The sequence below is a fragment of the Pseudonocardia sediminis genome (assembly GCF_004217185.1).
GTDB lineage: Bacteria > Actinomycetota > Actinomycetes > Mycobacteriales > Pseudonocardiaceae > Pseudonocardia > Pseudonocardia sediminis.
Genome location: NZ_SHKL01000001.1, coordinates 6,145,086 through 6,171,039 on the forward strand (window position 1 = coordinate 6,145,086; position 25,954 = coordinate 6,171,039).

Annotated in this window: 24 protein-coding genes; 14 read left to right on the top strand and 10 right to left on the bottom strand. The window is 73.2% G+C overall.

The window, feature by feature from the left end; all coding sequences use genetic code 11:
* Positions 1–2 precede the first annotated feature (2 nt).
* The 7 genes from EV383_RS28755 to ppc all read left to right on the top strand — a co-directional run bounded on the left by EV383_RS28755 (position 3) and on the right by ppc (position 8,812).
* The gene (locus EV383_RS28755) at positions 3–764 is read left to right on the top strand and encodes a DeoR/GlpR family DNA-binding transcription regulator (RefSeq protein WP_130292998.1); all 762 of its coding nucleotides are present in this window, start codon (positions 3–5) and stop codon (positions 762–764) included.
* Positions 761–1,759, top strand: coding sequence for a 1-phosphofructokinase (gene pfkB / locus EV383_RS28760; protein WP_130293000.1), 999 nt, complete (start codon positions 761–763; stop codon positions 1,757–1,759). The genes EV383_RS28755 and pfkB overlap by 4 nt, the downstream gene beginning before the upstream one ends.
* Entirely contained in the window at positions 1,756–2,208 is a 453-nt protein-coding gene (locus EV383_RS28765) for a PTS sugar transporter subunit IIA (protein WP_130293002.1), read from the top strand. Before pfkB ends, EV383_RS28765 begins: the two co-directional genes overlap by 4 nt.
* Entirely contained in the window at positions 2,205–3,719 is a 1,515-nt protein-coding gene (locus tag EV383_RS28770; protein WP_130293004.1) for a PTS fructose transporter subunit IIC, read from the top strand. Before EV383_RS28765 ends, EV383_RS28770 begins: the two co-directional genes overlap by 4 nt.
* Before the next feature lie 49 nt (positions 3,720–3,768).
* Positions 3,769–4,050 carry an HPr family phosphocarrier protein gene (locus tag EV383_RS28775; RefSeq protein WP_130293006.1) on the top strand — a complete coding sequence of 94 codons (282 nt, stop codon included), beginning with the start codon at positions 3,769–3,771 and terminating at the stop codon, positions 4,048–4,050.
* A 701-nt stretch (positions 4,051–4,751) separates the two neighbouring features.
* The gene (gene bla / locus EV383_RS28780) at positions 4,752–5,696 is read left to right on the top strand and encodes a class A beta-lactamase (protein ID WP_242623353.1); all 945 of its coding nucleotides are present in this window, start codon (positions 4,752–4,754) and stop codon (positions 5,694–5,696) included.
* Positions 5,697–5,974: 278 nt separating this feature from the next.
* Complete coding sequence (gene ppc, locus EV383_RS28785; protein ID WP_242623354.1) at positions 5,975–8,812, top strand: phosphoenolpyruvate carboxylase; 2,838 nt, start codon at positions 5,975–5,977, stop codon at positions 8,810–8,812.
* 16 nt (positions 8,813–8,828) lie between these two features.
* On the opposite strand, the gene EV383_RS28790 is transcribed toward ppc, so the two are convergent.
* The 3 genes from EV383_RS28790 to EV383_RS28800 form a co-directional block, all read right to left on the bottom strand.
* Positions 8,829–9,725, bottom strand: coding sequence for an acyl-CoA desaturase (locus tag EV383_RS28790; protein ID WP_423213705.1), 897 nt, complete (start codon positions 9,723–9,725; stop codon positions 8,829–8,831).
* Between the two features lie 142 nt (positions 9,726–9,867).
* A complete protein-coding gene (locus EV383_RS28795; protein ID WP_242623355.1) occupies positions 9,868–10,797 on the bottom strand; it encodes a fumarylacetoacetate hydrolase family protein in 930 nt (309 codons plus the stop codon).
* The gene (locus EV383_RS28800; protein WP_242623356.1) at positions 10,797–11,753 is read right to left on the bottom strand and encodes an MBL fold metallo-hydrolase; all 957 of its coding nucleotides are present in this window, start codon (positions 11,751–11,753) and stop codon (positions 10,797–10,799) included. Before EV383_RS28800 ends, EV383_RS28795 begins: the two co-directional genes overlap by 1 nt.
* Positions 11,754–11,882: 129 nt before the next feature.
* Here EV383_RS28800 and EV383_RS28805 point away from each other — a divergent pair, with 129 nt between their 5' ends.
* From EV383_RS28805 to EV383_RS28815, 3 genes are all read left to right on the top strand, one after another.
* Positions 11,883–12,923 (top strand): Gfo/Idh/MocA family protein, encoded by a 1,041-nt coding sequence (locus EV383_RS28805; protein WP_130293016.1) that lies wholly within the window; start codon positions 11,883–11,885, stop codon positions 12,921–12,923.
* Between the two features lie 78 nt (positions 12,924–13,001).
* Complete coding sequence (locus EV383_RS28810) at positions 13,002–13,811, top strand: rRNA methyltransferase (RefSeq protein WP_130293018.1); 810 nt, start codon at positions 13,002–13,004, stop codon at positions 13,809–13,811.
* 79 nt (positions 13,812–13,890) lie between these two features.
* A complete protein-coding gene (locus EV383_RS28815) occupies positions 13,891–14,652 on the top strand; it encodes a LamB/YcsF family protein (protein ID WP_130293020.1) in 762 nt (253 codons plus the stop codon).
* On the opposite strand, the gene EV383_RS28820 is transcribed toward EV383_RS28815, so the two are convergent.
* Genes EV383_RS28820 through EV383_RS28830 form a run of 3 tightly spaced genes read right to left on the bottom strand, consistent with a single transcriptional unit; the run spans position 14,642 to position 17,390 of the window.
* Positions 14,642–15,229: a DUF998 domain-containing protein gene (locus EV383_RS28820; protein WP_130293022.1), complete on the bottom strand. Its 588-nt coding sequence runs from the start codon at positions 15,227–15,229 to the stop codon at positions 14,642–14,644. The genes EV383_RS28815 and EV383_RS28820 overlap by 11 nt on opposite strands.
* Entirely contained in the window at positions 15,226–16,842 is a 1,617-nt protein-coding gene (locus EV383_RS28825) for an acyl-CoA synthetase (protein ID WP_207223686.1), read from the bottom strand. The genes EV383_RS28820 and EV383_RS28825 overlap by 4 nt, the downstream gene beginning before the upstream one ends.
* A 38-nt stretch (positions 16,843–16,880) precedes the next feature.
* On the bottom strand, positions 16,881–17,390 hold the full coding sequence (locus EV383_RS28830; RefSeq protein WP_130293024.1) for a hypothetical protein: 510 nt from the start codon (positions 17,388–17,390) through the stop codon (positions 16,881–16,883).
* On the opposite strand from EV383_RS28830, the gene EV383_RS28835 reads away from it, so the two are divergent.
* Together EV383_RS28835 and EV383_RS28840 are read left to right on the top strand one after the other, a co-directional pair.
* Entirely contained in the window at positions 17,378–17,953 is a 576-nt protein-coding gene (locus EV383_RS28835) for a type I glutamate--ammonia ligase (RefSeq protein ID WP_130293026.1), read from the top strand. The genes EV383_RS28830 and EV383_RS28835 overlap by 13 nt on opposite strands.
* A 96-nt stretch (positions 17,954–18,049) precedes the next feature.
* On the top strand, positions 18,050–19,411 hold the full coding sequence (locus tag EV383_RS28840; RefSeq protein WP_130293028.1) for a carotenoid oxygenase family protein: 1,362 nt from the start codon (positions 18,050–18,052) through the stop codon (positions 19,409–19,411).
* Between the two features lie 392 nt (positions 19,412–19,803).
* On the opposite strand, the gene EV383_RS28845 is transcribed toward EV383_RS28840, so the two are convergent.
* Positions 19,804–21,381: an adenylate/guanylate cyclase domain-containing protein gene (locus EV383_RS28845; RefSeq protein ID WP_130293030.1), complete on the bottom strand. Its 1,578-nt coding sequence runs from the start codon at positions 21,379–21,381 to the stop codon at positions 19,804–19,806.
* Between the two features lie 147 nt (positions 21,382–21,528).
* On the opposite strand from EV383_RS28845, the gene EV383_RS28850 reads away from it, so the two are divergent.
* Positions 21,529–22,614, top strand: a complete 1,086-nt coding sequence (locus tag EV383_RS28850) for an LLM class flavin-dependent oxidoreductase (RefSeq protein WP_130293032.1) — start codon at positions 21,529–21,531, stop codon at positions 22,612–22,614.
* A gap of 127 nt (positions 22,615–22,741) precedes the next feature.
* The gene (locus EV383_RS28855) at positions 22,742–23,488 is read left to right on the top strand and encodes a VC0807 family protein (protein ID WP_130293034.1); all 747 of its coding nucleotides are present in this window, start codon (positions 22,742–22,744) and stop codon (positions 23,486–23,488) included.
* Between the two features lie 44 nt (positions 23,489–23,532).
* Here EV383_RS28855 and EV383_RS28860 read toward each other — a convergent pair whose 3' ends face one another.
* The 3 genes from EV383_RS28860 to EV383_RS28870 all read right to left on the bottom strand — a co-directional run bounded on the left by EV383_RS28860 (position 23,533) and on the right by EV383_RS28870 (position 25,807).
* Positions 23,533–23,919 carry an SRPBCC family protein gene (locus EV383_RS28860; RefSeq protein WP_207223687.1) on the bottom strand — a complete coding sequence of 129 codons (387 nt, stop codon included), beginning with the start codon at positions 23,917–23,919 and terminating at the stop codon, positions 23,533–23,535.
* A 65-nt stretch (positions 23,920–23,984) separates the two neighbouring features.
* Positions 23,985–25,184 carry a pyridoxal phosphate-dependent aminotransferase gene (locus tag EV383_RS28865; RefSeq protein ID WP_130293040.1) on the bottom strand — a complete coding sequence of 400 codons (1,200 nt, stop codon included), beginning with the start codon at positions 25,182–25,184 and terminating at the stop codon, positions 23,985–23,987.
* 74 nt (positions 25,185–25,258) lie between these two features.
* Positions 25,259–25,807, bottom strand: coding sequence for a L,D-transpeptidase (locus EV383_RS28870; protein ID WP_207223688.1), 549 nt, complete (start codon positions 25,805–25,807; stop codon positions 25,259–25,261).
* Positions 25,808–25,954: the final 147 nt, after the last annotated feature.

Below are 25,954 nucleotides of genomic sequence, written 5' to 3' on the forward strand. Positions count from 1 at the left end.
AGATGTACGCAGCGGAGCGTCAGCAGTGGTTGCTCGACCGGACCCGGGACGAGGGTCGGGTCGACGTCGCCGCGACCGCCGAGGAGCTCGACGTCACCCCGGAGACCATCCGGCGCGACCTCGGCTCCCTGGAGCGTCAGGGCCTCGTCCGGCGCGTGCACGGCGGCGCCATCCCCTCTGACCTGCTGGGCTTCGAGCCGGGCGTCGGCCAGCGCGACGCGGTCGCCGGGGCGGAGAAGGAGCGGATCGCCAAGGCCGCCCTGTCCGAGCTGGAGCGGGCGACGACGGTGCTGCTCGACGCCGGCACCACCACCTCCCGCCTGGCCGCGATGCTGCCCCGCGACCGCGACCTCACCGTCGTCACGAACTCGCTGCCGATCGCGACGCAGCTGGCCGGGCGCCCGAACGTGGTGCTGCGGCTGATCGGCGGCCGCGTCCGCGGGACGACGATGGCCACCGTCGACGACTGGACCGTCGAGACGCTGGGCCGGCTCACCGTCGACGTCGCGTTCCTCGGCGCGAACGGCTTCTCCGCCGAGCGCGGCCTGTCCACCCCGGACCCGGACGAGGGCGCGGCCAAGCGGGCGATGATCCGCTCCGCGCGCCGCTCCGTCGTCCTGGCCGACGCCACCAAGTACAAGGCCGACCAGTTCGTCCGCTTCGGGACGCTCGACGAGATCGACGTCCTGATCACCGACACCGGCCTCGACGCGACGGACTCCTCCGAGCTCGAGGCCGCCGGACCGAGAGTGGTGCGCGCATGACTCCTTCCTCCGTGAGCTCGTCGGCGAGCTCGTCGGCGAACGGGGCGCCGATCGTCACCGTCACCCCGAACCCCAGCCTGGACCGCACGATCGAGCTCCCCGAGCTCGTCCGCGGAGGGGTGCACCGCGCCACCTCGGTGCGGATCGACCCGGGCGGCAAGGGCGTCAACGTCGCCCGCGCGCTGGCCGCGGCCGGGCACCGGACGATCGCGCTGCTGCCTTCGGGTCTGACCCCGGGCAACCGGCTCGCCGAGCTGCTGGAGACCACCGCGGTCACCACGGTGACGGTGCCGATCGCCGACGCCACCCGCACCAACATCACCCTGGTGGAGCCGGACGGCGTCACGACGAAGATCAACGAGCGGGGCCCGTCGCTGAGCGCGGCCGAGGCCGAGGCGCTCATGCACCGGGCCGTCACGCTCGGCGCGGGCGCGTCCTGGCTGGTCAGCTGCGGGTCGCTGCCGGCCGGGGTGGGCGACGACTTCCACGCCGAGCTCGTCCGCCGCGCCCGCCGTCCCGGGTTGAAGATCGCCGTCGACACCTCCGACGCGCCGCTGCACGCCGCGGTGGCCGCGCACCCCGACCTGATCAAGCCCAACCACGAGGAGCTGGCCGAGCTCGTCGGGCGCCCGCTGGGCAGCCTCGGCGACGTGCTGCTGGCCGCCCGCGAGCTGCGCGCCCGCGGGATCGGCTCCGTCCTGGTCAGCCTGGGCGCCGGTGGCGCCCTGCTGGTCGACCGGTCCGGCGAGCACCACGCCCGGACCCCACCGATCACCGTGCGCAGCACGGTGGGCGCCGGAGACTCCACCCTGGCCGGGTTCCTGGCCGCCGGTGGCGAGGGACCCGACGCCCTGCGGCTGGCCGTGGCCTACGGCGCCGCGGCCTGCCGCCTACCGGGCACCGCCGGCCCGGGTCCGCACGACATCCACCTCGACGACGTCGTCCTGGAACCGACCCCGGACGTCACCTTCGCCCTCACCGGAGATGCCGCATGACCGCACCGCTGATCACCGCCGATCTGGTCGACCTCGACGTGCCCTCGGCCGACCGCAAGGCCACGGTCGACGCCCTGGCCCGGCGGCTTCAGGCCGCGGGCCGGGTCACCGACCTGGACCAGTTCCTCGCCGACATCGAGGCCCGCGAGGCCCAGATGCCGACCGGTCTCGAAGGGGGCATCGGCATCCCGCACTGCCGCTCGGCCGCCGTCACCGAGCCCAGCCTCGCGTTCGGGCGCAGCACCTCCGGCGTCGACTTCGGCGCCGAGGACGGCCCCGCGAACCTGATCTTCATGATCGCCGCCCCGGAGGGCGGGAACACCGACCACATGACGGTGCTGGCCGCGCTGGCCCGTCGCCTGGTCCGCAAGTCCTTCAAGAACGAGCTGCTCGGCGCCACCGACGCCGCGGCCGTCGCCACCTTCATCCAGCAGGAGGTAGGAGCATGAAGCTCCTCGCCGTGACCGCGTGCCCGACCGGCATCGCGCACACCTACATGGCCGCCGAGGCCCTCGAGGTCGCCGCCGAGGAGGCGGGCCACGAGATCGTGGTCGAGACCCAGGGCTCGGCCGGCTCCACCCCGTTCACCCCGGAGCAGCTCGCCGAGGCCGAGGCGATCATCCTCGCCGCCGACGTCGAGGTCCGGGACAAGGAGCGCTTCGCGCACCTGCCCACCATCGCGGTCGGCGTGAAGAAGGCCATCGGCGGCGCCGACGGTCTCATCGAGGCCGCCGTCGCCGAGGCCACCGCTCGTCCCAAGGCCGCGGCCGGGACCGTCCCGGCCCAGCGCAGCGAGTCGCGCGACATGTCCGTCAAGTCCTCCGGCCCCGGCTTCGGCTCGAAGCTGCGCGGCTGGCTGATGACCGGCGTCAGCTACGTCATCCCGTTCGTGGCCGCGGGCGGCCTGCTGATCGCGCTCGGTTTCGCGCTCGGCGGCTACCAGATCACCGAGGCACCGGACATCGTGAGCGTCGGTGACGACGGCGTCGTCTCCTCGGCGTTCAACGCCGCGTCGCTGATGTCCTGGGCGGCCCTGTCGTTCCAGATCGGGTCGCTGGCGTTCAGCCTGCTCGTCCCGGTGCTGGCCGGCTTCATCGCCTACGCCATCGCCGACCGCCCGGCCCTGGTACCCGGTTTCGTCGGCGGCCTGATCGCGGTGCAGACCCAGGCCGGGTTCCTCGGCGGTCTCGTCGCCGGTCTGCTCGCCGGTGCGCTGATCTACTGGCTCAAGACGTTCCGGGTGCCCCGGGCGCTCGCCGGGATCATGCCGGTCCTGGTGCTGCCGCTGATCGGTACCGCCGTCGTCGGCGCGGTCATGTTCGTGGTGGTCGGGCAGCCTCTCGCCGCCGCGACGACGGGTCTGACCAGCTGGCTCAACGGCCTCTCCGGCACCAACGCCGTCCTGCTCGGCGCCCTGCTCGGCCTGATGATGGCCTTCGACATGGGTGGCCCGGTGAACAAGGCCGCCTATGCCTTCGCCGTCGCCGGCCTGTCCACCGAGTCCGACACCGCACTGCTGATCATGGCCGCGGTGATGGCGGCCGGCATGACCCCGCCGCTGGCGATGGCCCTGGCCACGACCGTGCGCAAGCGCCTGTTCACCGAGGTCGAGCAGGAGAACGGCCGGGCCGCGTGGCTGCTCGGCGCCTCCTTCATCACCGAGGGCGCGATCCCGTTCGCGGCCGCGGACCCGCTGCGGGTGATCCCGTCGCTGATGGTCGGCTCCGCCGTCACCGGCTCGCTGTCGATGGCCTTCGGCTCCACCCTGCGCGCCCCGCACGGTGGCATCTTCGTGGTCCCGCTGATCGGCAACCCGTTCGCCTACCTGTTCGCGATCGTCGCCGGAACGCTCGTCTCGGCCGCCCTGGTGATCGCCCTGAAGTCGGTCGGCCGCCGCACGACCGCCGAGGCCGACGTGCCGGCCACCGCGACCGCACCGGCCACCGCCGCCGTCGCCTGACCCACCCGCCCCTCTCCCTGCGCCACCGCACCGTCGAAGGAGTCACGTCATGGCCGAGCGCCGCGTCACCATCGGATCGTCCGTGGGGCTGCACGCCCGCCCCGCCAACCTGTTCTGCACCGCCGCCGGCAAGCAGCCGGCCAAGGTCACCATCGCCGCGTCCGGCGACCGCGGGCCGGTCGACGCCCGCAGCATCCTGAGCGTGCTCGGGCTGGGCGTGCAGTCCGGCGAGGAGGTCGTGCTCGCCTCGACCGACGACGCCGACGGCGAGGCCGCCCTGGACGCTCTGGCCGACCTCCTGGCCCAGGACCTGGACGCCGCCCCCGCCTGATCCGCACGTCTCCCGGCCGGCGCACCGCCGGACCGGCACCGCACGACCGACGGCGCGCTCACGACGTGAGCGCGCCGTTCGGCGTCCCGGAGCCCGTATCCGGGGCCCATGATCAGCGATCGGGTCCCGTTCGTGGCTTCAGGTGGCCACCACCGGGACCGGTCCGCCGATCACCGGAGTCCTGACGGGTCCATCACCTCGCCCGCTCAGGAGGCCCGCCAGGTCGTGCACACGAGCCCGGCCGATTGAGCGGTCCTCTCGTCCGAACCGGTTGAACGGGAGTGCCGGTCGCCGGACCGGCGTCGACGGGGTGGGCGGGGCACTCGTCCGACGAGCGGGACTCTCGTCGACAAGGTTGCGACGAACGTGCCGCTCGCTGGATCGGCGCGGGCGATGGCGGAAAGGTCCTGCGCCTCGACGCCTCCGTGTGTGCCGAACGCAGGGGCCCGATCGGAACGCCGAGCGGCACGTCATTGTCGTCGGGTCAAGATCACCAAGCACTGGTGTGCCGCTCGCTGGTCGTCAGGCCCGGTCCGGGTCGCCGGGTCCGGGTCGCCGGGTCCGGGTCGCCGGGTCCGGGTCGCCGAGCGCGGACCGTCGAGGCGCGGAGAGGCGGTGGTCCGCCCGGTGCGGGGGCCGCTTAGGTTCGGGGCATGATCGTCGGAGGTTCGGGAAGCCGGTCGGGAGCGGGGCGCACGGGCGTGGGACGGCGGGCGGTGCTGCTCGGCGGTCTGGCCGGGTTGGGGGCGGTGGTGGCCGGCTGCTCGTCGGACACCTCGCCCGCGCCGGCCGGGCAGGCGCCCTCCGGAGGGTCGGGCTCGACGCCGGCGTCCGGGACACCGGCTGCGTCCGCGCAGGAGCAGCTCGCCTCCCTGGAGCAGCGCTTCGGCGGACGGCTCGGGGTCAGTGCGACCGACACCGGGAACGGCACGGTGATCGGCCACCGCGCCGACGAGCGGTTCCTGATGTGCTCGACGTCGAAGTTCCTCGCCGCCGCCGCGATCCTGCAGATGCGCACCACACAGCCCGGCCTGCTCGACCGCCGGATCCGCTACGACGCGTCGCAGATCGTGCGCAACTCCCCCATCACGTCGCAGCACGTCGCCGACGGCCTGCCGGTCTCCGAGCTGTGCCGGGCCGCGATCACCGTCAGCGACAACACCGCGATGAACCTGCTGCTCGGCGTCCTGGGCGGCCCGCCCGCGCTGACCGCCTACGTCCGCACCATCGGCGACACCGTGACCCGCCAGGACCGCACCGAACCGGGTCTGAACACGACCTCCCCCGGCGACGAGCGCGACACGTCCACCCCCGCGCGGATGGCGTCGAACATCCGCGCGCTCGCCCTCGGCGACGCCCTCGACCCGCAGGGCCGCGACGTCCTCTACGGCTGGCTCAACGCGAACACCACCGGGGGTACCCGGATCAAGGCCGGGCTCCCGGCCGGGTGGGGCGTCGGTGACAAGACCGGTTCCGGCGACCAGGGCGAGGTGAACGACGTCGCCGTCGTCCGCCCACCGGGGCGTGCTCCGCTGATCATGTCGGTCTTCGCCGCGCCCGCGAACCCGGACGCGCCCTCGGACTCCGTCGCCGCCGTCGTCGCGGAGGCGGGCCGCATCCTCGCCGCCGGTCTCGTCCCCGGCTGATCCGGGCTGGTCAGGACGCCACGGAGGTGACATCCGTAGCGCCGGACGCGACGGGCGCCGCGTCCGTTCCGCGCACCGGCGAGGCTCACCCCGGTGCCGGTGGGCGTGTGTCGTGGGGGTAACGGGTGCGTTGCGGGCTGGGTTTTGCCCCACCGGGACGCGACGATGATCGGTGACGACACGCTCGGCGACGACGCCGCGAGCGGACCCGCCGGACGTCCCGGGGCCGGACGACCCGGGCCCTGATCCGTCCCGGACCAGGAAAGTGCAGGTCATCCGTGGACACCACCGGACCCCGGACCCCGGCTGAGAACAGCGGCGCCCGGAACAGCGACACACAGAACACCGGCGAACGGAACGGCAACGCCGAGATGCTCGCTCCCGACTCGTTGTCCGCGCACTCCGGTGTCGTGTCCGAGTCCGAGCACCAGGCCCTGCGCGCCGACATCCGCCGGCTCTCCACGATGCTCGGCCAGACGCTGTCCGAGCAGGCCGGCCCGGAGCTGCTGGAGCTCGTCGAGCAGGTCCGCCGCCGGGCCCGCGAGGTGACCTCCGGCGAGGCCGAGCCGGACGCCGTCGCCGCCCTGCTCGACGGCGTCGACGCCGGGACCGCGGTCGTCCTGGCGCGGGCCTTCTCCCAGTACTTCCAGCTGGCCAACGTGGCCGAGCAGTTACACCGCTCCCGGGAGCTGCGCGCGCTGCGCCCGGCCGACGCGCGCCCGTTGCGCACGGTCATGCGGCGCCTGGCCGCCGAGGCCGACCCCGACGAGGTCGCCGACGTCCTGGCCCGCGCCCAGCTTCGGCCGGTGTTCACCGCGCACCCCACGGAGTCGTCGCGGCAGTCGGTCCTGGCGATCCTGCGCCGGGTCGTCGACGGCCTGAACGACGGGGTCTCCGACCGGTCGCTCGGCTCGCTGGTGGACCTGCTCTGGCAGACCGACGAGATCCGTCCCGGCAAGCCCACGGTCACCGACGAGGCGCGCAACATCGCCTGGTTCGCCGAGCGCCTGGGCGAGCTCACGGTGCCCGACCTGCTCGACGAGTTCGCCTCCGAGGCCGAGGCCGCCGGGCTCACCGTCCCCGAGGACACCCGGCCGCTGGCGCTGGGCTGCTGGGTCGGCGGTGACCGGGACGGCAATCCGAACGTCACCGCGGGCGTGACCCGTGAGGTCCTCGAGCTCTACGCCGACCGGGCGTTGAAGATCCACGGACGGCTGGTCGAGCAGCTGACCACCGAGCTGTCGGTGTCGACGCGGGTGATGGGGGTGTCGGAGGAGCTGCGCGGGTCGCTGGCCCGCGACCGCCGGGCGCTGCCGGAGGTCTACGAGAGGTTCGTCCGGCTCAACGCGCACGAGCCCTACCGGCTCAAGCTCTCCTACGTCCAGGCCCGGCTGCTGCGCACCCGCACCCGGATCGCCGAGCAGGCCCCGCACGTCGAGGGCCTGGACTACCTGGGCGCGCAGGGGTACCTGGAGGACCTGGCCGTCCTGGACCGGTCGCTGCGCGGGCACCTGGGCACCCGCATCGCCGAGGGCACGCTGGCCCGGGCGATCCGCTCGGCCCGCGCGCTCGGACTGCACCTGGTCGAGCTCGACGTCCGCGAGCACAGCCAGAAGCACCACGACGCCCTGGGCGCGATCTTCGACGCGATCGGTGAGCTGGACAAGCCCTATGCGGAGCTGACCCGCGAGGAGCGCCGCGAGCTGCTCTCGACCGAGCTGCGCGGGCGACGGCCGCTGATCCGGCGGCACTACGGCGTGCCCGACGATGCCGCGAAGGTGATCGACACGTTCGACACGCTGCACGCCGTGCAGCACGAGTTCGGGCCGGACGTCGCGCGCACCTACATCGTGTCGATGGCCCAGGACGTCGACGACCTGCTCGCCGTGGCGGTGCTGGCCCGCGAGTCGTACATGGTCGAGCTGAACGAGAACCCGCGCTCGTCGGTGGACCTGGTCCCGCTGTTCGAGACGGTCGAGGAGCTGTCGAAGGCGGGCGAGCTGCTCGAGGGGCTTCTGGCCGACCCCGGCTACCGCCAGCAGGTCCGCAACCGCGGTGACCTGCAGGAGATCATGCTGGGCTACTCGGACTCGAACAAGGGCGCCGGGATCACCAGCTCGCAGTGGGAGATCCACCGGGCCCAGCGCCAGCTGCGCGACGTCGCCGCCGAGCACGGGATCAGGCTGCGCCTGTTCCACGGCCGCGGCGGCTCGGTCGGGCGCGGTGGCGGGCCGGCCGGGGAGGCCATCGCGTCGGCGCCGTTCGGGTCGGTGGACGCGACGATGAAGCTCACCGAGCAGGGCGAGGTCATCTCGGACAAGTACTCGTTGCCCACGCTCGCGCACGACAACCTGGAGATCCTGCTGGCCTCGATGCTCGACGCGTCGCTGCTGCACCAGGCCTCCCGCTGGCCGGAGAAGACCCTGGAGCGCTGGGACGAGGTGATGACCTGCGTCTCCGCGGCCTCCACCGAGTCCTACCGGACACTCGTCGGCGACCCCGACCTGCCGGAGTTCTTCACCGCCGCCACCCCGGTGGAGGAGCTGGGACGGCTCAACGTCGGCTCCCGGCCGTCGAAGCGCCCGGGAGCCGGCCCTCCGACGCTGGACGACCTGCGCGCGATCCCGTGGGTGTTCGGGTGGACGCAGACCCGGATGGTCGTGCCGGGCTGGTACGGCCTGGGCTCGGGCCTGCGCGCCGCCCGCGAGGCCGGGCACACCGAGGCGCTGCAGGAGATGCGCGAGTGGGCGTTCTTCTCCAACCTGATCGGCAACGTCGAGATGACGCTGGCCAAGACCGACCTGCGGATCGCCTCGACCTACGTCGCCGCCCTCGTCGAGCCCGCGCAGCAGAAGCTGTTCGACCTGATCCGCGCCGAGCACGAGCTGACCCTGCGTGAGCTGCTCGCCCTGACCGGGGACAAGGCGCTGCTGGCCCGGCACCCGGTGCTGCGCAACACCCTCGAGGTCCGCAACGGCTACCTCGAGCCGCTGCACCACCTGCAGGTCGAGCTCCTCGCTCAGCGGCGGGCGACCGAGGAGCCCGACCCCGACCTGGAGCGCGCCCTGCTGCTGACGATCAACGGCATCGCCGCCGGCATGAAGAACACCGGCTGAGGGGGTCGCTCCGGCGTCAGGCCTTCACCGCGAGCTTCTCCAGACGGGCCGGCGTCGGCCAGCGGACGTCGCGGGCCCAGCCGAGCTTCTCGAACAGCCGGATCACCCCGGCGGAGATGTCGATCTCGCCCCGGCCGACGCCGTGCCGGGCCGAGGTGGGGTCGGCGTGGTGCAGGTTGTGCCAGGACTCGCCCATGCTCGGGATGGCCAGCAGCCAGACGTTGGTCGAGCGGTCGCGGCTGGTCCACGGCCGCTCGCCGACGAGGTGGCAGATCGAGTTCGTCGACCACGCGACGTGGTGGGTCAGCGCGACCCGCACCAGCCCGGCCCAGAAGAACGCGGTGAACGCCCCCCACCAGCTCATCGTGACCAGACCGCCGACCACGGCCGGCCCGAACAGGCTCAGCACGGTGAGCGCGGTGAACGCGCGGTGCACCGCGGACATGTCCCGGTCGGCGAGCAGGTCGGGGGTGAACCGGCGCTGGTCGGTCATGTCCCGGTCGAACAGCCAGCCCATGTGGGCGTGCCAGAACCCGCGGACCAGCGCACGGGGCGACGTCCCGTAGCGCCACGGCGAGTGCGGGTCGCCCTCCTTGTCGGCGTAGGCGTGGTGGCGACGGTGGTCGGCGACCCAGTGCCGGACGGGGCCCTGCACGGCCAGGCTGCCGGCCACCGCGAGGCCGATCCGCAGCCCGCGGTTCGCGGTGAACGCCCGGTGGGTGAACAGACGGTGGAACCCGACCGTCACCCCGAGCATGGAGACGACGTAGAGACCGACCGCCATCCCCGCGTCGAGCAGGCTCAACCCCCATCCCCAGGCCAGCGGCACGGCCGCGACCAGCGCCAGCGCGGGCACGGCGGCGAACACGTAGACGAACACGTGCGGGGCGATGTGGCGCTGATGGTCGGACAGGGCACGGGGTGGGGCGGCTTCCGGCACGGAGTGGGACCTTTCGGAGATTTCGGGTGTCGGGGGACGATCCTGCTGGATCCGGGGCCATGAGGGGACACCCCGGCGGGCGTGAGACCTGCCACCGGGGCCGGTCCAGAGAGAGTCAGTACCCCGAGGAGAGCGGCGGAACCGGCCTTCCCTCGACAATCCGGTGCCGGATCCCGCCGAGGTGCTCGACGCTCAGGCGGACCTCGTCGCCCGGGACCAGCCAGCCGCGGAAGTTCTCCGGGTCCAGGGCGAAGTGCTCGAACAGGCAGCCGGACGGCACGGTGCCGGACCCGATCACGTCGCCCGGTCGCAGGCGGGTGCCGCGCGAGGCGTAGGCGATCATGTCGTCGAAGCCCCAGTCGACGTCGTCCCAGCTCCCGGCGCTGACCGCCTCGCCGTTGACGGTCCCGGTCATCGCCGCGGTGAACCCTCGCCCGTGGCGGTGCGGCTCCAGCTCGTCGGCGGTGACGAGCATCGGGCCGAGCGTGTTCGCCGAGTCCTTGCCCTTGGCCGGGCCCAGGCCGAGCGCCATCTCGTCGATCTGCAGGTCACGCCCGCTCCAGTCGCAGAGCAGCGTGTAGCCCGCGATGTGGTCCCAGGCGTCGGCCGGGGCGATGTCCGCCCCGGCCTTCCCGATCACGGCGGCGACCTCGAGCTCGTAGTCGAAGCGCTCGCACCCGGGCGGGACCGGGACGTCGTCGTGCGGGCCGATCACGGCGGCGACGTTGGAGAAGTAGAACGGGGGATAGCGCTCGTGGCGCTCGTCGACGGTCATGTTGGCCGGGCCGGAACAGTTGCGCAGGTGCTGCAGGAACCCGACGAAGTCACGCAGTGACCGCGGCTGCAGCGGGGCCCGCAGCGTCAGACCCTCCAGCGCGACGGTCTCGGACGGCGCCGTCCCGATCGTCGCCGCGGCGGCGGCCAGGTCCCCGGTGTCGAGCAGGTCGACCATCGTGACGCCCGGATCCGCGCCCAGCACGACGTCGCCGGAGACGAGCCCGACCCGGTCGTCCCCGGCGGGCGAGGCGTAGGTGACGAAGCGCATCAGTCCTGCTCCCCCTGCTTCTCGCCGAAGCCCTCCAGGGCGGCGATCCGGCCGAGCACGGTGAGCCGGTCCGGGCGGGCCATGGCCGGGTCGAGCTCCTGGTAGACGTTGATGACGTTCTGGGCGAGACGACCGTACTCGGGGAGCGCGGCGTAGTCGCCGAGGTCGATCGAGGCGATGGCGTCGTCGACGTCGAGACCGTCGGCGAAACGCTTCCTGGCCTCCGCCTCCACCCAGGTCAGGTACTCGCGGACGCGGTGCACGCCGGTCTTGTCGGTGACCGGCCCGTGCCCGGGGACGATCGTGGTGACGTCCATGTCGAGGATCCGGTCGCAGGCGCCGATCCAGCGCGAGATCGGTCCGGCCCAGGCGATCGGGGTGCCGCCGATGAACAGGATGTCGCCGGAGTAGAGGATCCCCGCGTCCGGGACGTGCACGAGCGTGTCGCCGGGGGTGTGCGCGGGCCCGACCTGGATCAGCGCCACCTCGCGCCCACCGACGTCGACGCTGGTCTCACCGCTGAAGGTCCGGGTCGGCCCGGTCGAGGTGATGCCCTCGAACTCGAACGGTCCGAAGATCTCACGGGCGAACTCCCCGGTCGGCGAGTCGAGCCGCTTGACCCCGGCCAGCGCGTCGACGGCCTCCTGGTTCATCAGCTCGGCGGCGGCCTCCGAGGCGATGATCTCCACGCCCTCGCCGGCGACGAGCTCGTTTCCGAAGTAGTGGTCGCCGTCGGAGTGCGTGTTGACGACGGTGGCGACGGGGTGGGTGTCGGTGACCGGCGAGATCGCGTCGAGCATCCTCCGGGCCCCGGCCAGGTCGAACAGCGTGTCCACCATCAGCGACTGCCCCGATCCGGTGACCAGCCCGGAGTTCGACCAGCCCCAGCTCCCGTCCGGCTGCAGCCACGCGTGACAGCCCCGGCCCAGGTCGTGCAGACCCTCGGTGTAGTCCATCGATCTCATCCCTCGCCGTCGGTCCACACATGCGTTGACACGCACTCTGGCCCATCGGGGCGTGGTGGAGAAGAGTCGGGGGCGGACGCGCCGGACGACCGGCGCCCGCGACGAGTCGGAGGGACACCCATGGCGGACGCCGTGCGCGCCGGGATCATCGGGGCGGGCTTCATCGGCACGGTGCACGCGCACGCCGTCCGGGCCGCCGGCGGGCAGGTCACGCGCGTGGCCGCGTCCACGCCGGACCGCGGCGCGCAAGCCGCGTCCCGTCTCGGCGCCCGCGCGGCCTCCGGGTCCGGTGAGGAGCTGGTCGACGCCGACGACGTCGACGTGGTGCACATCTGCACCCCGAACTCGACGCACGTCCCGCTGGCCCGCCGCGCCCTGGCCGCCGGCAAGCCGGTCGTCTGCGAGAAGCCGCTGGCCACGAACCTGCCCGACGCCCGGCAGCTGGCGGGTGAGGCCGCCGGGCATGTCGCGACGGTGCCGTTCGTCTACCGCTTCTACCCCGCCGTCCGGGAGGCGCGGGCCCGTGTCGCCGCCGGTGGGGCCGGCCCGCTGATCCTGCTGCACGGCGCGTACCTGCAAAACTGGCAGGCCGGTGACGGCCCGGCCGGCTGGCGCGGGGACGCCGCCGAGGGCGGCGCGCACCGGGCGTTCGCCGACGTCGGCGTGCACTGGTGCGACCTGGTCGAGTTCACCAGCGGGCACCGGATCACCCGGCTGCTGGCCACCACCGCGGCCGGGGGCCGGGCCACCACCGTGCAGTTCGCGACCGACGGCGGCGCCTCCGGGTCGGTCGTCGTCAGCCAGGCCGCGCACGGGCGTCGCAACGCGTTGCGGATCTCCCTCGACGGCGAGCGGGCCGCGTACCGCTTCGACCAGGAGGACCCGGAGACGCTGCTGGTCGGCGGCCCCGACGGCGATCTGGCCGTGCACCGCGGCGCGCCCGGCTACTCCGACGCGGCCGCGCACTACTCGCTGCTCCCGCCCGGGCACCCGCAGGGCTACCAGGACTGCTTCAACGCCTTCGTCGCCGACTCCTACGCCGCGATCCGGGGCGAGACACCGGACGGCCTGCCGACGTTCGACGACGGCCTGCGCGCCGCCGTGCTGACCGATGCGGTGATCCGCTCCTCCGACTCCGCCGCGTGGGTGGACGTGCCCTGACCAGGGTGGACGTGCCCTGACCGGGGCGGGCGTCACGACCCTGCTCGTGACGCCCCGGTGCTGCGCGAGACTGTGCGCGTGCAGTACCGCCACGCCCCGGGCGCGAACTTCGCCGATCTCGACGCCGTCCTCGCCTCCGCACCCGGACGCCCGTCGCTGCCGGTGCGCCTGACGCTGGAGCTGTTCGGCCGGTGCCACGAGCAGCTCGGTGATCCCGGTCCGGTGGTGGTCTGGGACCCCTGCTGCGGGACCGGGCAGCTCCTCACCACGCTCGGGCTGCTGCGACGCGACGAGGTGGCCGCGCTCGTCGGCAGCGACGCCGACCCCGAGCCGCTCGCCCTCGCGGCCCGCAACCTGGCGCTGCTCACGCCCGGGGGTGCCGAGGCCCGGGCCGCCGAGCTGGACGCCCTGGCGTGGCAGCACGGCAAACCCGGCTACTCCGACGCCGCCGCGGCCGCCCGGAGGCTGGACCCGGCGCGGGAGGGACCGCCGTCCGAGGTCACGGTGGCCGACGCCTTCGACCCGGCGGCGACCGGCGGGATCGTCGCGCGGCATCGTCCGATGGTCGTGCTGGCCGATCTGCCCTACGGACGGCAGACGAACTGGGCCGGCCGTGCCGCCGCCCCGCAGCCCGATGCCCCGGCCGGCGATCCGGGACCGCACGACGGCGCCGCGCCCGACGACGGCGCCGCGAGCGAGGCCGGCGAGCCGAGCCCGGAGGTCTCCTTCGTGTCGGCGCTGGCCCGGGTGCTGGACCCCGCCGCGGTCATCGCCGTGGTGGCGCAGACCCGGAAGGTCACGTTGCCGCCGGGGACGACCGCCCTGGAGCGCCTGCGTGTCGGCCACCGCGCTGCGGCGATCGTCCGGGCCGGCGACGTCGCGATCTGACCCGGATGCTCCCCGTCGGACCGCGGTCCGACTCGGCGACCCGCGTGGCACCGGCGCCCCGGGCTGGGAAGGTGTCCCCATGGCCGTCCTCGATCTGAACGCCGATCTCGGCGAGTCCTTCGGGCAGTGGGTCCTCGGCGACGACGAGGCGATGCTCGGGCTCGTCACGTCGGCGAACGTGGCGTGCGGGTTCCACGCCGGCGACCCCTCGACCCTGCGGTGGGCGACCGCGCACGCCGCACGCGGGGGCGTCGCCGTCGGGGCGCAGGTGTCGTACCCGGACCTGCGCGGGTTCGGGCGCCGGTTCGTCGACGTCGAGCCGTCGGCCCTGACCGACGACGTGCTCTACCAGCTGGGCGCGCTGGAGGCGATGTGCCGGGTCGCCGGGACCCGGGTCCGTTACGTCAAGCCGCACGGCGCGCTCTACAACGCCACGCGCACGCACACCGGGCAGGCCCGGGCCGTCGTCGAGGCGGTGCGTTCCTACGACCCGTCGCTGCCGGTCCTGGGCCTGCCCGGATCGGAGCTGCTGCGGGCGGCGGAGTCGGCCGGGCTGCGTGCGGTGCCGGAGTTCTTCGTCGACCGCGGGTACACCCCCGAGGGCGCGCTGGTCCCGCGCCGCGAGCCCGGTGCCCTGCTCGACGACGCCGCCGAGGCGACCGAGCGCCTGGTCCGGATGGTCACCGACGGCGTCGTCCGGGCCGTCGACGGGACGGACGTCGCGGTGCGGGCCGAGTCGGCCTGCGTGCACGGCGACTCCCCCGGCGCGGTGGCCATGGCGACCGCGGTCCGCGACGGCCTGGCCCGCGCCGGGGTGGAGCTGGCCGCCTTCACGACCTGATCCGGGACCGCGTCCGCCACACGAGCGCGACCAGCCAGGCCGTGTTCACCACCAGCCACGCGCGCTGCCAGAGCCCGTTCGCGTCGCCACCGGTGCTCAGCAGGAACACCACCGAGACCGGCGCCGCCACGACGCTGACCCGCGCGAACACTTTATCAGCAGACCGACGTGAAACCGCCGTCACCAGCATCGCGACGACGAGCGCCACCTCGTAGGCCGCCACCGCGTACCCGTGGACCGCCGAGGACGCGTCCCCGATCCGGTTCCCCGGCGTGAACGAGCACCCGGCCGCACCGAGCGGGCACCCGACCCGGAACGCCGCGATCGTCAGCCCCGCGAGCCCGGCCAGGACCAGCGGGGCGGCGAGCCCGCCCCGCAGGACCCACGCCGCGGACAGGTGCGCGAGCCCGAGCACCGTGATCGCGGCGATCCCGAGCAGGGCCACCGACGACCCGCGCCCGGCCAGGCTGGACACGTAGTCCTGCCGGATCGAGTAGCCCGGCACGAGTGCGCCCGCGGTCAGGGTGAGGACCCAGAACAGCGCGACCGCCGCCGTCGGAAGGAGCGGCCGGGTCACTCCCGGGTGGCGAGGTCGGCGTGCTCGGTCCGCAGCTCGCGCTTGAGGATCTTGCCGCTGGGGTTCTTCGGCAGGGAGTCGGCGAACACCACGTACTTCGGCCGCTTGTAGCCGGCCAGGCGTTCCTTGGCGTGCGCGTTCACCGCGTCGACGGTCAGCGTGGCGCCCTCGCGCGGCACGACCACCGCCGTCACGGCCTCGATCCAGTGCGGGTGGCTGATCCCGAACACGGCGACCTCGGCGACGCCCTCGAGCAGGTAGAGCGACTCCTCGACCTCCCGGCTGGCCACGTTCTCGCCGCCGGTCTTGATCATGTCCTTCTTGCGGTCGACGACCGAGAGGTAGCCCTCCTCCGTCATGACCCCCAGGTCGCCGGAGTGGAACCAGCCGCCGGCGAACGCGGCCGCGGTCTTCTCCTCGTCGCCGAAGTAGCCCATTGTGGCGTGCGGGCTGCGGTGCACGATCTCGCCGACCTCCCCGGCGGGGACCGGCACGCCCTCGTCGTCGACGACGCGGGTCTCGCAGTTCAGCGACGCCCGCCCGGCCGACCCGGCGTAGTCGAGCTGCTCGTGCGGACGCAGGATCGTGGCCAGCGGGGACAGCTCGGTCTGGCCGTAGAAGTTCCAGAACGCCACGTCGGGCAGGCGGCGGGAGAGCTCCTGCAGGATCTCGACCGGCATCGCGGCCGCGCCGTAGTAGCCCTTGCGCAGGCTGGACAGGTCGGTCGAGTCGAAGTCGGGGTGGCGCAGCAGCGAGATCCACACCGTCGGCGGGCAGAACAGCTTCGTGGCCTTCTCCCGCTCGATCGTCGCCAGCAGCGTCGCCGGGTCCGGTCCGGGCAGGATGATGCTGGTCGCACCCAGGTAGACGTCGACGGAGAAGAAGCAGTCCATCTGCGCGCAGTGGTACATCGGCAGCGAGTGGATCTCGACGTCGTCGCGCTCCATGCCGCCGTCGACGATGCACGACACGTACTGCGCGATCAGCGAGCGCGACGGCAGCATCACGCCCTTGGGCCGGGACTCGGTGCCCGAGGTGTACATCAGTCGCAGCGGGTCGTCGTCGCCGACGACGACGTCAGGGGCCCCGGGATCCCCGTCCCCGTCGATCCACGTGTCGACGTCGGTCCAGCCGTCCGCCACCGGCGTCCCGGCCAGCGAGATCCAGCCGCGGACCGGGGCCTCGACCCCGGCGATCTCCAGCGCCTTCTGCGCGGTGCCGGCGAGCGCGTCCTCGGTGACCATCGCCGTCGACCCGGAGTGCTCCAGGATGAACGCGATCTCCTCCGCGCCGAGCATGAAGTTCACCGGTACCAGCACCACGCCCAGGCGCGCCGTCGCGAACATCAGGACGGCGAACTGCCAGCTGTTGTGCGACAGCAGCGCCAGCCGCTCACCCTGGGCCACGCCCTGTCCGGACAGGGAGTGCGCGCACCGGTTCACGGCGGCGTCGAACTCGGCGAACGTGACGCGCCGGTCGCCGGCGACGATGGCGAGCTTGTCCGGGTAGCGGCGAGCCGTGCGGTGCAGCAGGTCGCCGAGCGAGTGCTGGCGGGCGCGGGCGATCGCGGCGTCCGTCTCCGGGGTGAAGGGCGAGAACACATCGTCGGGCATGGCGGGATCATGCCCGACTCGGTGTCCGGTTTCGAGCCTCAGCGTTCGGCGAGCGAGGCGAGGGTCCGCAGCTGGCGCCGGATCATCACCAGGTCACCCCACGCGATGGCGACGGCGGCGATCCGGCGGGCGCGGTTGTCCGCGGCCACGTCGAGGCGCGCGACCAGACGGCTGCGACCCGGCCCGGCGTCCAGGACCCGGTAGGTCATGGCGCTCGGCCCGAAGATCGGGTTGTCGGCGGCCGCGGTGATCTCCCGGTCCGGCACGTACCCGCTGATCCGGAACATGTGCAGGAACCGCTGCCCGGTCGCGAGACGGTCCAAGCCCGGGGTGAGCGTGCGCGGGCTGCGACGTCCGAGATTGTCCACCAGGTCGTAGCTGTACGGGGCGACGCGCAGCTGGCACAGCCAGCGGAACACCGTCTCCGGCGGGGCCGAGACGTTCACCGCGCGCACCATCCGACGGGCCGGGCCCGGGACGTGGTCACCGCACGGGAAGTGCGCGTCGACCTCGTCCGGTCGCGCACCCCACACCCATGGCAGTCCCACCCCGCCAGGGTGCCCCAGCCCCTCCGGCCCCGGACCGCCGGGGTGATCATCGCGCCCGCCGGCCGGCCGTCGCGGCGATCACCGCACCGAGCCTCGGGTCGCTGGCCCGCCTGCGGCCCGGGTTCTTCGCCGGCGCGTACGCGTTCTGGGGTGTGGAGAACCGGGAGGCGCCGCTGCGCTACGTGCCCGGCACCACGTTCCTGGGCGAGGACCGTGCGAACCTCGAGCTCAAGGCGTCCGACGCGTCGGCGAACCCGTACCTGGCGCTGGCGGTCGTGCTGGCCTGCGGCGCGGCCGGCGTCACCGAGGGCCTGACCCCGCCGCCGGCGTTCGCATCCGACCCCGGGACCTGGGACGACGGGGAGCGTGCGGCCCGTGGCGTCGTCGCCCTGCCGAGTACCCCGGAGGAGCAGGAGGCCGCGCTGGCCGCGACCCCGCGGATCGGCGAGGTTCTCGGCGAGGAGCTGCTCGGCGCCTTCCGGGCGGTGCGCCGCGCGGACGCGGCGGCGGCGCAGGGCCGGGAGCTCGACGACGTCCTGGCCGGACTGCGCGACCGGTACTGAGTGGACCGAGCTGATCACTTCGACATGTAAATATTGACACGTGGTGGTCCCCGGGGGACTCTGGTCGAGCCCACCCACGACCCCCGGGAGCGCTCGATGACCACCACGGACCACGCCGTCACCCTCACCGGCCACCTGGCACCCGTCCCGGACGAGATCGAGGCCCGCGACCTGACGGTGCACGGCACGCTCCCGCCCGAGCTGACCGGCCGCTACCTGCGCAACGGACCGAACCCGCGCCCCGGCGAGCCGACGTCGCACTGGTTCACCGGGCACGGGATGGTGCACGGCATCCGGCTCCACGACGGCCGGGCCGAGTGGTACCGCAACCGCTGGGTGCGCACCCGGGCCCTGGACGGCGAGCAGATGATCAGCGAGACCGGGACGTTCGACCGTCGCGTCGGCGTCGCCAACACCCACGTCCTCGCGCACGCCGGGAAGATCATGACGCTGGTCGAGAGCAGCTTCCCCTACGTGGTCACGCCCGACCTGGACACGGTCGGCAGCGACGACTTCGACGGCCGTCTCACCACCGCGATGACCGCACACCCCAAGACCGACCCGGTCACCGGGGAGCTGCACTTCTTCGGCTACTCGCCGATGCCGCCGTTCCTGACCTACCACCGGCTCTCGGCCTCCGGCGAGCTCGTGATCAGCGCCGAGGTGCCCGTCGCGGGGCCGTCGATGATGCACGACTTCGCGATCACTGACCGGCAAGCGGTGTTCCTCGACCTGCCGATGACGTTCCAGCTCTCCCGCCTCGACCGCGGCATCCCCTACGGCTGGGACGACACCTACGGCGCCCGGATCGGCGTCATGCCGCTGGACACCCCGGGCACCGTGCAGTGGTTCGACGTCGAGCCGGGTTACGTCTTCCACGTGGGCAACGCGTGGACCGACGAGCACGGTCGGGTGGTCCTCGACGGCGCCCGCTACTCCCGCGAGGCCACCGTCGCGATGTGGGACGACCTGGGCGCCGACCCGGCCTCGCAGGCCGCCGGCACCGGGAAGGCCCGGCTGCACCGCTGGGTCCTGGACCCGGCCACTGGCACGACGGCCGAGACCGCGCTCGACGACCGCGCCGTGGAGTTCCCGACCCTGGACGACGAGCTGGTCGGCCGCCGCGCCCGCTACCGCTACGCCGTCGCCGAGGACGGCGGCTCGGCCGGGATCGTGAAGTTCGACGAGGACGCCGGCCGCTACACCGCCCACGAGCTGGGCACCGACACCGTCGGCGGGGAGGCGGTGTTCGTGCCGTCCGCGGCACCGGACCGCGCCGAGGACGACGGCTGGCTGCTCACGATCACCACCCGTCGCGACGGCAGCGCGTCGCAGCTGCTCGTGCTCGACGCCACCGACGTCGGCGGCGCTCCCGTCGCCGCCGTCGACCTGCCCCGCGGCGTGCCGTCGGGGTTCCACGGGTCGTTCGTCACCGACGCCGAGCTCGGGCTGGGGTAACCACCCCACCGCCGCCGCTCCCGTGGGGGACCGACCGAACCGACCCGTGAGCGGAAATCGTCGCCGGAACGACGATGTCCGCTCACGACCGTTCGGGGGCCCGCAGCGTGGTGGCATACGCCGGGTCCGCCGCAGGGGCTCACGGTGAGCGTCACGAGATGGCGGATGCGATCGCCACAACGTGACGCCCAGCGGTCCGGTGTCGAAGCGCGCAAGTGAGCGTCACGTTGTTGCGGAACACGTCGCCACAACGTGACGCCCAGCGGTCCGGTGTCGAAGCGCGCAAGTGAGCGTCACGTTGTTGCGGAACACGTCGCCAGAACGTGACGCTCACGGCCCGTCGGTCGGTGGGCACGTCCCGCCGGGAGCGGGGCCGGTCGACCGGGACCCGGTCAGCCGCGATCCGCGACCGCCTGTTCGGCCGCGTCGTCCCGGTCGGGGCGCGCTGCGGCGGAGGACGCGAGCACCGGGGACGCGGTGCCGGTCGGGTCGTCGCGGCCGCGCAGGGTGACCGACTCCCCGGGCTCCCAGTGCCGGGCCTCGGCGCTCCCGGCCGCGTCGACGGCCCGCTGCGAGGCGACCACCCCGCTCGGGACGGACTTGGCCAGGTCGGTCAGCCGGGCGGCCTCGTTCACCGGGTCACCGATCACGGTGTACTCGAACCGCCGCAGGTCACCGACGTTGCCGGCGACGGCGTCCCCGGCCGAGACGCCGATCCCGGCCGAGATCTCCGGCATCTCCGCGGCCAGACGCTCGGCCATCCGGCGGGCCGCGGACAGCGCCGCGGCCGGCGCGTCGGGCAGGTCCATCGGGGCACCGAAGACGGCCAGCGCGGCGTCGCCCTCGAACTTGTTGATCCACCCGCCGGCGTGCTCCACGCACTCGACGACGACTCCGAAGAACCGGTTCAGGACGCCGACGACCTCCTCCGGCGGGCGGCGGGCGGCCATCGTGGTGGACCCGGTGAGGTCGACGAACAGCACCGCGACCTCGCGCACCTCGCCGCCGAGCCGGATCTCGTCCGACCGCGCCGCGGCGGCCTCGGCCACCTCCCGGCCGACGTGGCGTCCGAACAGGTCGCGGATCCGCTCGCGCTCGCGCAGGCCGTCGACCATCGTGTTGAAACCGGCCTGCAGCTGGCCGAGCTCGGTGTTGTCGTAGACCGGTACCCGGACGTCGAGATCACCGTCCTGCACCCGGGCCAGCGCCCGCCGCACCGCGACGATCGGGTCCGACATCGCGCGCGCGGCCCCGATCGTCGTCAGCAGCCCGACCAGGAGGGCGGTGCCGCCGATGGCCAGGATCGTGACGGCGAGCTGGGTGGGCGAGGAGTCGCCGTAGATCAGCGCGACCAGGCCGGACAGCATGAGGCCGATCATCGGGACGGCCGTGCCGAGCGCCCAGAACCCGACCGAGCGCAGCATCACCCCGGTGACGAAGCGGCGCCGCTTCGGCGGGGACCCGGACAGCACGCGGGCCGCGGACCGGCGCAGGATCCGCTCGACGAGCAGGTAGCACAGCGCGCAGGTGGTGATGCCGCCGATCGCGGTCGTCGCCGTCACCGAGAACGCGAGGCGCCCGGAGTACTGCAGGTTGAGCCCGCCGAACAGCAGCACCGCGGCCAGCCACAGCAGGGCCAGCATCTGCACGATCCGGGCCGGGCCGTGCAGCACGATCATCCGGGCGCTGCGGTCCGGGTCCTTCGACCGCCGCCCGACCGTGAACCGCCGTCGTCCCCAGTAGAGGCCCAGCGGGACGGCGACCAGCAGGAAGATCCCCAGGACGCCGAGGTTGAAGATCCGCGCGGAGACCTGGTCCGGGACGCCCTCGCGGGGCAGTACGAACGCGGCCAGGACCAGCACCACGATCGCGCCGCCCACGTTCGCCAGCACGACGACGAGGCCGAGGAGCAGCCGCACCCGCCACCCGAGGACCGAACGGCCGGGGAGCTGGCCGTCTTCTACCGACATGTCCGGAGATCCTAGGCCGAATGAGTGAGGTCCTCTCGGGCACACGGCACCGCATGTGGCGATTGACCCACCGTGATCGGCGTCACTAACGTCACCTGTCTAACGGTCGTTCGACAGTCCGCGAGTCCTCGACGAGGAGGCACGTTCATGCAGGTCGGCGTACTGCTGGTGTTCCAGAACTGGCACGAGAACATGACCGACGGGGAGATGTTCACCCGCGAGACCGAGCTGGGGGTGCTCGCCGAGCGGTACGGCTTCGACTCGGTCTGGGCCGCCGAGCACCACTTCGACGACTACTCGATGTGCCCCGACAACCTGCAGCTGATGTCGTACCTGGCCGGGCGGACCAGCACGATCAAGCTGGGGACCGGCGCGGTGATCCTGCCGTGGAACGACCCGGTGCGGGTCGTGGAGAAGGTCACGATGCTCGACCACCTCTCGCAGGGCCGCGTCCTGTTCGGGATGGGCCGGGGCCTGGCGAAGATGGAGTACGAGGGCTTCGGCGTCGACATGGGGACCTCGCGCCAGCGCTTCGACGAGGCCGCTCCGCTGATCATGGAGGGTCTGCGCAACGGCTACGTCCAGGGCGACGGGCCGATCTACCGGCAGTCCCGGGTCGACATCCGGCCCGGGCCGGACCGCGAGTTCGGCTGGGCGGACCGGGTCTACGGCGTCGCGATGTCGCCGGACTCGGTCCCGGCCGTGGCGAAGGTCGGCGCCCGGATGATGACGTTCATGCAGTACCCCGCCGAGCAGCACGCGGAGGCGATCAACCGCTACCGCGACATCTACCGGGAGACGCACTCCCGCGAACCCGGCCCCGTGCTGACCCAGGACTTCGTCTACTGCCACGAGGACGCCGGGGAGGCCGAGCGGGTGGCGCGGGAGTACCTGGGCCGCTACTTCCTCTCGGTGATCAAGCACTACGACTTCGCCGGGAAGCACTGGCGCGAGACCCCGGGTTACGAGGCCTACCAGGCCGGGGCCGACATGATCCGCGAGGCGGGGATGGAGGCGGCCGGGGCCGGCTACGCCGACACCCAGATCTGGGGCACCCCGGAGCAGATCGTGGAGAAGTACCGCCACCGCATCGAGGTGCTCGGCGACCACCAGCCGAACATCGCGCCGTCGTTCGCCGGGCTGCCGTTCGACAAGGTCGAGGCGAGCCTGAAGCTCTTCGGCGAGAAAGTGGTGCCGGAGCTGCACAAGATGGGGGTGGCGGTCCCCGCGTAGACCCCGGGCCGGGTGGAGACCGGACGGCCCGGTCTCCACCCGGGATCGGCCCGCGGGTTGATCCTTCCGGCGTCGCCGGAGAGCAGGCTCGATCTCGTCGTCATCGAACGCACGAGGAGCCGTCGCGATGAGCACGTCCACCGAGATCCACACCACCGATCTTGCGTCCGCCGGGACCCGGGTCACCGGGGCCGACGCGCCCCCGTCCGGGCCGGCGCGTCCGTCGCCGATGGCGGTGGTGCGCGCGATGGCACCGACGTTGCTGGTCGACGTCGCGCTGCCGTACCTCGTCTACCTGCTGCTGAGCCGGGCCGGGATGTCCGACGTGGCGGCGCTGGCGTGGTCGGCCCTGCCCGCGGTGCTGAGCGTCGTCGTGACGGCGGTGCGGGCGCGGCGGCTGAACGGGGTCGGCATGGTCGTCCTCGGCTCGATCGCGGTCGGTATCGGCACGTCGCTGCTCAGCGGTGACCCGCGCTTCGCCGTCGCCCGCGACGCGCTGCCCGGTGCGGTGTTCGCCCTGGTCCTGGCCGGGTCGTTGCTCGTCGGCGGGCGCCCGCTGCTGTTCCACCTGATCCGCGCGACGGGCGAGACCTACCGTCCGGGCCTGCGCGCGCTGATGGACCACCAGTGGTCGGTCAACCCGGCGTACCGGACGGCGTTGCGCCGGGCGACGGCCGTCGGTGCCGCGGTGATGGCGATCGAGGTCGGCGTGCGGCTGCTCGCGGCGGCGACGCTGCCCGTGGCCGTGGCGATGCCGCTGCTGCAGGTCCAGTCGTTCGTCGTCTGGGCCGGGCTGATCCTGCTGCTGCGCCGCACGATGATCCGGGCCGCCCGCAGCGGCGCCCCGGACGCCGAGCGGCACGTCAGTGCTTGATGATCATGTGGCGACGACGGTGTGGTGCCGTTCGGCACCCGGGCTCAGGCCTCGAGCAGCTGTTTGAGCCGTGCCAGGTCGGCCGTGACCGTCGCGGCGTCGCGTTCGAACTCGGTGTCGGCGACGCCGTCGGCCCGGCGCAGGCTGAACACGATCTCGGCGCCGTCCGGGTGGGCCGTCACGCGCAGCGGGTTGTGCGTCACCTCGCCCGAGGGCAGCTCGACGTCGTGGTCGAGCACGCCCCACTCGTTGGCCGGGGCGAACGTGACGGTGACCGTGCCCATCGGCGACTCGGCCCGCCACCGCCCGTCGACGTACTCGACGCTCCCGCTCAGGCCCGCGGCCCAGCGGGGCAGGTTCTCCGGGTCGGAGGCGAACGCGTAGACGGCGGCCGGATCGGTGCCGATCACGGTGCTGATGTGGCGGCTCATGCGGTCCATCCTGGTCGCCGCGGCACGGTCCGTCGTGAACGGATCGGACAGTCCGGCCTCCGCGCTCAGGCCTTGCCGCGCAGCCCCGACAGGCGCTCGACGGCCTCGGTGAGCACCTCGTCGCGCTTGCAGAACGCGAACCGCACCAGCGGGCGCATCGCCTCCGCGCCCTCCGGCGTGCCGGCGAACACCGACACCGGCACCGCCGCCACCCCGCACAGCTCGGGCAGCCTGTAGGCCAGGTCGAAGCCGTCATCGAAGCCGAGCGGGCGGGCGTCGACCACCACGAAGTACGTGCCGTGGGTGGCGAACACGTCGAACCCGGCGGCACGCAGGCCGTCGGAGAGCAGGTCGCGCTTGCGGCTCAGGTCGCTGATGACGCCGGCGTAGAACGCGTCGTCGAGGGCCAGCGCGTTGGCGACGGCCGGCTGCAGCGGGGCGCCGCCGTGGAACGTCAGGAACTGCTTGACCGTCCGCGCCGCGCCGACCAGCTCCGGCGGGCCGTGCACCCAGCCGACCTTCCAGCCCGTCACCGAGAACGTCTTGCCGGCCGAGGAGATCGTCAGCGTGCGCTCGGCCATCCCGGGCAGCGTGGCCATCGGGACGTGCGGGGTGCCGTCGAACGTCATGTGCTCGTAGACCTCGTCGGTCACCACGACGGCGTCGAACTCGGCGGCGAGCTCCCCGATCAGCGTGAGCTGCTCCCGCGAGAACACCGCCCCGGTCGGGTTGTGCGGTGTGTTGACGAGCACGACCTTCGTCCGCGACGAGAACGCCGCGCGCAGCTCGTCGGGGTCGAAGGCGAAGTCCGGGGCGTCGTGAGAGGAGCGCATGCGGAACGAACCCGGGTGGAGCCGCACCGTGCGTAGGGTCGCGCCGGACAGCGCGACCGAGGCGGCGTAGGAGTCGTAGTAGGGCTCGAACGTGACGACCTCGTCCCCGGCCGTGCACAGCCCGAGCAGCGTCGACGCGATCGCCTCGGTGGCGCCGACGGTGACCAGCACGTCCGCCGGGTCGACGTCGAGGTCGTAGAACCGCTTCCGGTGCGCGGCGACGGCCTCGCGCAGCTCGATCATGCCGGGGCCGGGCGGGTACTGGTTGCGTCCGGCGTCGGTGATGTTGCGCGCGGCGTCGGCCAGCAGCGACGCCGGGCCGTCGGTGTCCGGGAAGCCCTGCCCGAGGTTGATCGCCCCGGTCTCGACGGCCAGGCGCGAGATCTCCGTGAAGATCGTCGAGGTGAACGGGCGCATGCGCTCGACCAGCATGCGCCCGACCCTAGCCGCGCCCGGCCGCCCTCCGCCGGTCAGTGCCGCCGTCAGTGCCGCCGCCGGTGCCGTCCTCAGTGCCGCTTCGCCCGCTCGGCCTTCTCCTGCTTGGCCGAGACGACCTGGACCTTGTCGCCGATCTGCAGGTAGTCGAACCAGGCCTTGGCGTCCGCCGGGTTCAGGTGCACGCAGCCGCCCGACGAGCGGTTCGGGCTGCCGCTGTGGAAGGCGATCCCGCCGTCCTCGAAGAACACCGACTGCGGCATCGGGGCGGGCGCACCGTTGGGCAGGCGCGATTCCTGGCTCTTGTGGTTCGCGTCCTTGCGATAGACGCGCAGCGAGTGCCCGATCGGGGTCGCCTCACCGTTCCCGCCGGTCGCGACCGGGACCGGGCCGCGCAGGATCTTGCCGTTCCTGAACAGCCACGCCCGCTGCGAGTCCAGGTCCACGCACGCCTTCGCGGTGACCGTGCACGGGGTGCCCGGGACGAGCGCCTCCTTGTACGCGGCCTCCGCGGCGGGGGAACCCGCCAGCGCGGTCCCGGCGAGCACCACGCCGGCCGTCGCGACCAGACCGGCGATGGTGGCCCGGCGGCGGCCTCGGATGCGGCGGTTGTCGCTCATGGAACTCCTCGAACTCCTCGCTCGGGGCGCGAGCGGTGGCCCGTCCCCCGAAGAGTCGACGCCTCGGGTGTGGCCGGGTTGCCCGCGATCTGCGAGCCCGGCGTGTCGGCCCGGGAGTGTCCGGGCGTACCGGGTGAATCGGGCGCG

Excerpts from the sequence above, each read along its gene's own strand:
- EV383_RS28755 (WP_130292998.1), top strand. The coding sequence starts at position 3 with ATGTACGCAGCGGAGCGTCAGCAGTGGTTGCTCGACCGGACCCGGGAC.
- pfkB (WP_130293000.1), top strand. The coding sequence starts at position 761 with ATGACTCCTTCCTCCGTGAGCTCGTCGGCGAGCTCGTCGGCGAACGGG.
- EV383_RS28765 (WP_130293002.1), top strand. The coding sequence starts at position 1,756 with ATGACCGCACCGCTGATCACCGCCGATCTGGTCGACCTCGACGTGCCC.
- EV383_RS28770 (WP_130293004.1), top strand. The coding sequence starts at position 2,205 with ATGAAGCTCCTCGCCGTGACCGCGTGCCCGACCGGCATCGCGCACACC.
- EV383_RS28775 (WP_130293006.1), top strand. The coding sequence starts at position 3,769 with ATGGCCGAGCGCCGCGTCACCATCGGATCGTCCGTGGGGCTGCACGCC.
- EV383_RS28795 (WP_242623355.1), bottom strand. The coding sequence starts at position 10,797 with ATGCGCTTCGTCACCTACGCCTCGCCCGCCGGGGACGACCGGGTCGGG.
- EV383_RS28800 (WP_242623356.1), bottom strand. The coding sequence starts at position 11,753 with ATGGACTACACCGAGGGTCTGCACGACCTGGGCCGGGGCTGTCACGCG.
- EV383_RS28805 (WP_130293016.1), top strand. The coding sequence starts at position 11,883 with ATGGCGGACGCCGTGCGCGCCGGGATCATCGGGGCGGGCTTCATCGGC.
- EV383_RS28815 (WP_130293020.1), top strand. The coding sequence starts at position 13,891 with ATGGCCGTCCTCGATCTGAACGCCGATCTCGGCGAGTCCTTCGGGCAG.
- EV383_RS28825 (WP_207223686.1), bottom strand. The coding sequence starts at position 16,842 with ATGCCCGACGATGTGTTCTCGCCCTTCACCCCGGAGACGGACGCCGCG.
- EV383_RS28835 (WP_130293026.1), top strand. The coding sequence starts at position 17,378 with ATGGCAGTCCCACCCCGCCAGGGTGCCCCAGCCCCTCCGGCCCCGGAC.
- EV383_RS28840 (WP_130293028.1), top strand. The coding sequence starts at position 18,050 with ATGACCACCACGGACCACGCCGTCACCCTCACCGGCCACCTGGCACCC.
- EV383_RS28845 (WP_130293030.1), bottom strand. The coding sequence starts at position 21,381 with ATGTCGGTAGAAGACGGCCAGCTCCCCGGCCGTTCGGTCCTCGGGTGG.
- EV383_RS28850 (WP_130293032.1), top strand. The coding sequence starts at position 21,529 with ATGCAGGTCGGCGTACTGCTGGTGTTCCAGAACTGGCACGAGAACATG.
- EV383_RS28855 (WP_130293034.1), top strand. The coding sequence starts at position 22,742 with ATGAGCACGTCCACCGAGATCCACACCACCGATCTTGCGTCCGCCGGG.
- EV383_RS28860 (WP_207223687.1), bottom strand. The coding sequence starts at position 23,919 with ATGAGCCGCCACATCAGCACCGTGATCGGCACCGATCCGGCCGCCGTC.
- EV383_RS28865 (WP_130293040.1), bottom strand. The coding sequence starts at position 25,184 with ATGCTGGTCGAGCGCATGCGCCCGTTCACCTCGACGATCTTCACGGAG.
- EV383_RS28870 (WP_207223688.1), bottom strand. The coding sequence starts at position 25,807 with ATGAGCGACAACCGCCGCATCCGAGGCCGCCGCCGGGCCACCATCGCC.